Origin of the sequence: Aeromicrobium flavum, from assembly GCF_007992115.1 — a bacterium.
Lineage (GTDB): Bacteria > Actinomycetota > Actinomycetes > Propionibacteriales > Nocardioidaceae > Aeromicrobium > Aeromicrobium flavum.
Genome location: NZ_BJZQ01000028.1, coordinates 1 through 6,646 on the forward strand (window position 1 = coordinate 1; position 6,646 = coordinate 6,646).

General features: G+C 58.0%; 1 protein-coding gene and 3 rRNA genes. All 4 read left to right on the forward strand.

From position 1 onward, the window contains the following. The first annotated feature begins 352 nt into the window (after window positions 1-352). A 16S ribosomal RNA gene (locus AFL01nite_RS15180) occupies window positions 353-1,873 on the forward strand. A 349-nt stretch (window positions 1,874-2,222) separates the two neighbouring features. Further along, window positions 2,223-5,330 (forward strand): 23S ribosomal RNA (locus AFL01nite_RS15185). A 101-nt stretch (window positions 5,331-5,431) separates the two neighbouring features. Next, window positions 5,432-5,548, forward strand: a 5S ribosomal RNA gene (gene rrf, locus AFL01nite_RS15190). Together the 16S, 23S and 5S rRNA genes form the textbook arrangement of a ribosomal RNA operon. 102 nt (window positions 5,549-5,650) lie before the next feature. Next, window positions 5,651-6,646, forward strand: a complete 996-nt coding sequence (locus AFL01nite_RS15405; RefSeq protein ID WP_186813982.1) for a tetratricopeptide repeat protein — start codon at window positions 5,651-5,653, stop codon at window positions 6,644-6,646.

Below are 6,646 nucleotides of genomic sequence, written 5' to 3' on the forward strand. Positions count from 1 at the left end.
CTCTTCGTGAGGGCCGGAAACTGACCGCGGGAAAACGTAGCGCGACATCGTGACCGACCCGGGTTTGACCTGGTGAAAACGGCGATGTAGATTCAGTAGCCCCGGAAGGCTGACCAGGAATGGTTGGGTCTGCGGTGTGCGTCTGATCCTTGAGAACTCAACAGTGTGCCAAAAGTCGACGAATTAATTATGTAGTACCCCGGCGACTGCGAAGGATGATCGTGCCTTAAGTGGTGTGGTTGTCGCGCGTGGTTGCAGGGACAATTCCGACAACTAATGACTGTCAGCAGTCATAACTTGTCAGGAATCAAATTTTCTAGATGTTGACCGAGCCTTCGGGTTTGGGAGATTTTCAACGGAGAGTTTGATCCTGGCTCAGGACGAACGCTGGCGGCGTGCTTAACACATGCAAGTCGAGCGGTAAGGCTCCTTCGGGAGTACACGAGCGGCGAACGGGTGAGTAACACGTGAGTAACCTGCCCCATTCATCGGAATAACCAGTGGAAACGCTGGCTAATGCCGAATATGACCACCGAACGCATGTTCTGGTGGTGGAAAGCTCCGGCGGAATGGGATGGACTCGCGGCCTATCAGCTTGTTGGTGAGGTAATGGCTCACCAAGGCGACGACGGGTAGCCGGCCTGAGAGGGTGACCGGCCACACTGGGACTGAGACACGGCCCAGACTCCTACGGGAGGCAGCAGTGGGGAATATTGGACAATGGGCGAAAGCCTGATCCAGCAACGCCGCGTGAGGGATGACGGCCTTCGGGTTGTAAACCTCTTTCAGCAGGGACGAAGCGAAAGTGACGGTACCTGCAGAAGAAGGACCGGCCAACTACGTGCCAGCAGCCGCGGTAATACGTAGGGTCCGAGCGTTGTCCGGAATTATTGGGCGTAAAGGGCTCGTAGGCGGTTTGTCACGTCGGAAGTGAAAACTCAGGGCTCAACCCTGAGCGTGCTTACGATACGGGCTAACTAGAGGTATGCAGGGGAGAACGGAATTCCTGGTGTAGCGGTGGAATGCGCAGATATCAGGAGGAACACCGGTGGCGAAGGCGGTTCTCTGGGCATTACCTGACGCTGAGGAGCGAAAGCATGGGGAGCGAACAGGATTAGATACCCTGGTAGTCCATGCCGTAAACGTTGGGCGCTAGGTGTGGGGACCTTCCACGGTTTCCGTGCCGCAGCTAACGCATTAAGCGCCCCGCCTGGGGAGTACGGCCGCAAGGCTAAAACTCAAAGGAATTGACGGGGGCCCGCACAAGCGGCGGAGCATGCTGATTAATTCGATGCAACGCGAAGAACCTTACCTGGGTTTGACATATGCCGGAAACACCTAGAGATAGGTGCCCCCTTGTGGTCGGTATACAGGTGGTGCATGGCTGTCGTCAGCTCGTGTCGTGAGATGTTGGGTTAAGTCCCGCAACGAGCGCAACCCTCGTCCTATGTTGCCAGCACGTTATGGTGGGGACTCATAGGAGACTGCCGGGGTCAACTCGGAGGAAGGTGGGGATGACGTCAAGTCTTCATGCCCCTTATGTCCAGGGCTTCAAGCATGCTACAATGGCCGGTACAAAGGGCTGCGAAACCGCGAGGTGGAGCGAATCCCAAAAAGCCGGTCTCAGTTCGGATTGGGGTCTGCAACTCGACCCCATGAAGTCGGAGTCGCTAGTAATCGCAGATCAGCAACGCTGCGGTGAATACGTTCCCGGGCCTTGTACACACCGCCCGTCACGTCATGAAAGTCGGCAACACCCGAAGCCAGTGGCCCAACCGTTCTGCGGAGGGAGCTGTCGAAGGTGGGGCTGGCGATTGGGACGAAGTCGTAACAAGGTAGCCGTACCGGAAGGTGCGGCTGGATCACCTCCTTTCTAAGGAGCATCTGGCTCTCTTCGTAGAGTCCAGGCGGATGCTGTTCGTCACCGAATGTGTGGCGCAGGTCCAGCTCACTAGTGGACGTCGACTATTTGGCTTGTCGCCGGCGATCGATGCGTCAGTACTGCCCTTTCGGGGGCGTGGAAATTCGTATCAGTCATGGTGGCAACTCAGGCACACTGTTGGGTCCTGAGGGATCAGCACTAGTTTCTAGTGGTGGTTTCCTCGGACCGTACATCCCCACGAACCTCTTGACCCTTTTGCGGGCCAGGCAGGCGTGGAAGTTTGTGCGGGACCGATCGTATTTTGAGAACTTCACAGTGGACGCGAGCATCTTTGTAGTAACAACAAGCTACTAAGTGCACATGGTGGATGCCTTGGCATCGAGAGCCGATGAAGGACGTTGGAGTCTGCGAAATGCCCCGGGGAGTTGACAACCGAGCTGTGATCCGGGGGTGTCCGAATGGGGAAACCCACTCAGAGGAAAGTCTGAGTACCTGCGCCTGAACACATAGGGCGTTTGGAGGGAACGTGGGGAAGTGAAACATCTCAGTACCCACAGGAAGAGAAAACAACAGTGATTCCGGTAGTAGTGGCGAGCGAAACCGGACCTAGGCTAAACCTTGGGTGTGTGATAGCCGGCAGGCGTTGCATCCAGGGGGTTGTGGGACCGCACAGACTGTTCTGCCGAGCAGTCAAAGAGTCATAAACCATGAGTGAAGGTGAAGCCGACTGGAAAGTCGTGACACAGAGGGTGAGATCCCCGTAACCGTAAGCTCATGGCTCTTGTGCGTCATCCCGAGTAACACCGAACCCCTGAAATTCGGTGTGAATCTGGCGGGACCACCCGCTAAGCCTAAATACTCCTCGATGACCGATAGCGGACTAGTACCGTGAGGGAAAGGTGAAAAGTACCCCGGGAGGGGAGTGAAATAGTACCTGAAACCGTGTGCATACAATCCGTTGGAGCTGTTCCTTTGGGAATGGTGACAGCGTGCCTTTTGAAGAATGAGCCTGCGAGTTAGCGTTGTGTAGCAAGGTTAAGGCGAGTGCCGTAGCCGTAGCGAAAGCGAGTCCGAATAGGGCGTTTGAGTTGCACGATCTAGACCCGAAGCGGAGTGATCTATCCATGGCCAGGTTGAAGCGCGGGTAAGACCGCGTGGAGGACCGAACCCACCTAGGTTAAAAACTGGGGGGATGAGCTGTGGATAGGGGTGAAAGGCCAATCAAACTCCGTGATAGCTGGTTCTCCCCGAAATGCATTTAGGTGCAGCGTCGCGCGTTTCTTACCGGAGGTAGAGCACTGGATGGGCTAGGGGGCCTACAAGCTTACTGAACTCAACCAAACTCCGAATGCCGGTAAGTGAGAGCGCGGCAGTGAGACAGTGGGGGATAAGCTCCATTGTCGAGAGGGAAACAGCCCAGACCATCAGCTAAGGTCCCAAAGCGATTGCTAAGTGGAAAAGGATGTGGAGTCGCAGAGACAACCAGGAGGTTGGCTTAGAAGCAGCCACCCTTGAAAGAGTGCGTAATAGCTCACTGGTCAAGTAATTCCGCGCCGACAATTTAGCGGGGCTCAAGCAATCCACCGAAGCTATGGGATTCACATAATAGGTAGGCCTTCGTGGTCCAGCCGTGTGGATCGGTAGGGGAGCGTCGTGTCGCGAGCGAAGCGGCGGGGTAACCCAGCCGTGGATGCGACACGAGTGAGAATGCAGGCATGAGTAGCGAATGAAGAGTGAGAAACTCTTCCACCGAATGACCAAGGGTTCCAGGGTCAAGCTAATCTTCCCTGGGTAAGTCGGGACCTAAGGCGAGGCCGACAGGCGTAGTCGATGGACAACGGGTTGATATTCCCGTACCGGCGTTGAATCGCCCATGCTGAATCCAGTGATGCTAAGTGCCCGAAACCGTACCTACCGTCTCTTCGGAGACAATGGTGCGGCAGAGCGCATGACCCGATCTGGTAGTAGGCAAGCAATGGTGTGACGCAGGAAGGTAGCTCATCCGTGGCGATGGTAGTCCACGGGTAAGGTCGTAGGGCGAGTGATAGGCAAATCCGTCACTCTTATGCCTGAGAGCCGATGCCACCCGCTTAGCGGAGTGTGAGTGATCCTATGCTGCCGAGAAAAGCATCTAGCGAGATTCAAAGCCGCCCGTACCCCAAACCGACTCAGGTGGTCAAGTAGAGAATACTAAGGTGATCGAGAGAATCATGGTTAAGGAACTCGGCAAAATGCCCCCGTAACTTCGGGAGAAGGGGGGCCGGATACGTCAACGGACTTGCTCCGTGAAGCGTTGAAGGCCGCAGAGACCAGGCCCAAGCGACTGTTTACTAAAAACACAGGTCCATGCTAAGTCGAAAGACGCCGTATATGGACTGACTCCTGCCCGGTGCTGGAAGGTTAAGGGGACGTGTTAGCGCAAGCGAAGCACAGAACTTAAGCCCCAGTAAACGGCGGTGGTAACTATAACCATCCTAAGGTAGCGAAATTCCTTGTCGGGTAAGTTCCGACCTGCACGAATGGAGTAACGACTTGGGCGCTGTCTCAACCATGAACTCGGCGAAATTGCACTACGAGTAAAGATGCTCGTTACGCGCGGCAGGACGGAAAGACCCCGGGACCTTTACTATAGTTTGGTATTGGTGTTTGGTTCGACTTGTGTAGGATAGGTGGGAGACTGTGAAGCTTGGACGCCAGTTCAGGTGGAGTCAACGTTGAAATACCACTCTGGTCGTACTAGATATCTAACCTAGGTCCGTTATCCGGATCAGGGACAGTGCCTGATGGGTAGTTTAACTGGGGCGGTTGCCTCCTAAAATGTAACGGAGGCGCTCAAAGGTTCCCTCAGCCTGGTTGGCAATCAGGTTTCGAGTGTAAGTGCACAAGGGAGCTTGACTGTGAGAGTGACAGCTCGAGCAGGGACGAAAGTCGGAACTAGTGATCCGGCGCTGGCATGTGGAAGCGGCGTCGCTCAACGGATAAAAGGTACCCCGGGGATAACAGGCTGATCTTCCCCAAGAGTCCATATCGACGGGATGGTTTGGCACCTCGATGTCGGCTCGTCGCATCCTGGGGCCGTAGCAGGTCCCAAGGGTTGGGCTGTTCGCCCATTAAAGCGGCACGCGAGCTGGGTTTAGAACGTCGTGAGACAGTTCGGTCCCTATCCGCCGCGCGCGTAGGAAACTTGAGAAAGGCTGCCCCTAGTACGAGAGGACCGGGGTGGACGAACCTCTGGTGTGCCAGTTGTTCTGCCAAGAGCACGGCTGGTTGGCTACGTTCGGAAGTGATAACCGCTGAAAGCATCTAAGCGGGAAGCATGTTTCAAGATGAGGTTTCCCACTGGTTAACCAGGTAAGGCCCCCAGCAGACCACTGGGTTGATAGGCCGGAAGTAGAAGTGCAGCAATGCATGGAGCTGACCGGTACTAATAGGCCGAGGGCTTGTTTCTTACAAAGTTTGACCGCGTCCACTGTGAGGTTCCCGAGATATGAATCGGGAACCATGAAGCACGAGAGTGCTCCACTGGTTTTGTTGATATCTCCATAGAGTTTCGGCGACCATGGCGAAGGGGAAATACCCGGCTACATTCCGAACCCGGAAGTCAAGCCCTTCTGCGCCGATGGTACTGCACTGGAGACGGTGTGGGAGAGTAGGACGTCGCCGGACAATCATTAGCGCGAGGCCGCTCCCGAAAGGGAGCGGCCTTGCTGCATTTCACCCCCCATCATGGAGGGAGTGAAGACAGCACCCCAGGAGGGATCCGCCACCATGGCCGACCAACGTAACCCCGCCGGACGCGGCGGCAGCAACAACCCCCGCAACACCTCCCGCCCCAACACCGGCCGGCCCAGCAGCGGCCGCCCCAGCAGCGGTGGCAAGCCCACCAGCGGCTCCCGCAGCGGCAAGCCCACCACCGGCGGCCCCCGCACCCCCGGCAGCGGCTCCCGCCCCAACCCCGGCAGCGGCCAGCGCCCCAAGCCCGGCAGCGGCCAGCGCCCGGACCGCGGCGCCAAGCCCACCGGCTCACGCCCCGACCGCGGCAGCTCCCGTCCCGACCGGCGCCCCAGCGCCGCCGAACGCACCGAGTCCCAGAAGGTCTACGACGGACCGCAGATCCCCGACGACGTCTCAGCCAAAGACCTCGACAAGTACGCCCGCGCCGAACTCCAAGGCCTGCCCGACAAGCTCGCCGACAAAGTCGCCCGCCACCTCGTCATGGCCGGCATCCTGCTCCACGAAGACCCCGAACTCGCCCACAAACACGCCCTCGCCGCCCGCACCCGCGCCATGCGCGTCGGCCTCGTCCGCGAAGCCACCGGCGAAACCGCCTACGCCTGCGGCAACTGGGCCGAAGCCCTCGCCGAATTCCGCGCCGCCAAACGCATGACCGGCCGCCACTCCTACGCCCCCATGATGGCCGACGCCGAACGCGCCCTCAAACGCCCCGAAAAAGCCCTCGAATACGACACCCCCGCCACCCGCGCCCACCTCGACGAAGCCGGCAACACCGAACTGTCCATCGTCATCGCCGGCGCCCGCCGCGACCTCGGACAAACCGACGCCGCCCTCCAAATCCTCGAACAAGAACCCCTCACCACCAAAGCCCGCCACGACTGGGTCACCCGCCTCCGCTACGCCTACGCCGACACCCTCCACCACGCCGGCCGCACCCAAGAAGCCATCACCTGGTTCCACCGCGTCGCCGGCACCGACACCCACCACCTCACCGACGCCCAAGAACGCCTCACCGAACTCGAAGGCTGA

Coding starts and splice junctions, on each gene's coding strand:
- AFL01nite_RS15405 (WP_186813982.1), top strand. CDS start 5,651: ATGGCCGACCAACGTAACCCCGCCGGACGCGGCGGCAGCAACAACCCC.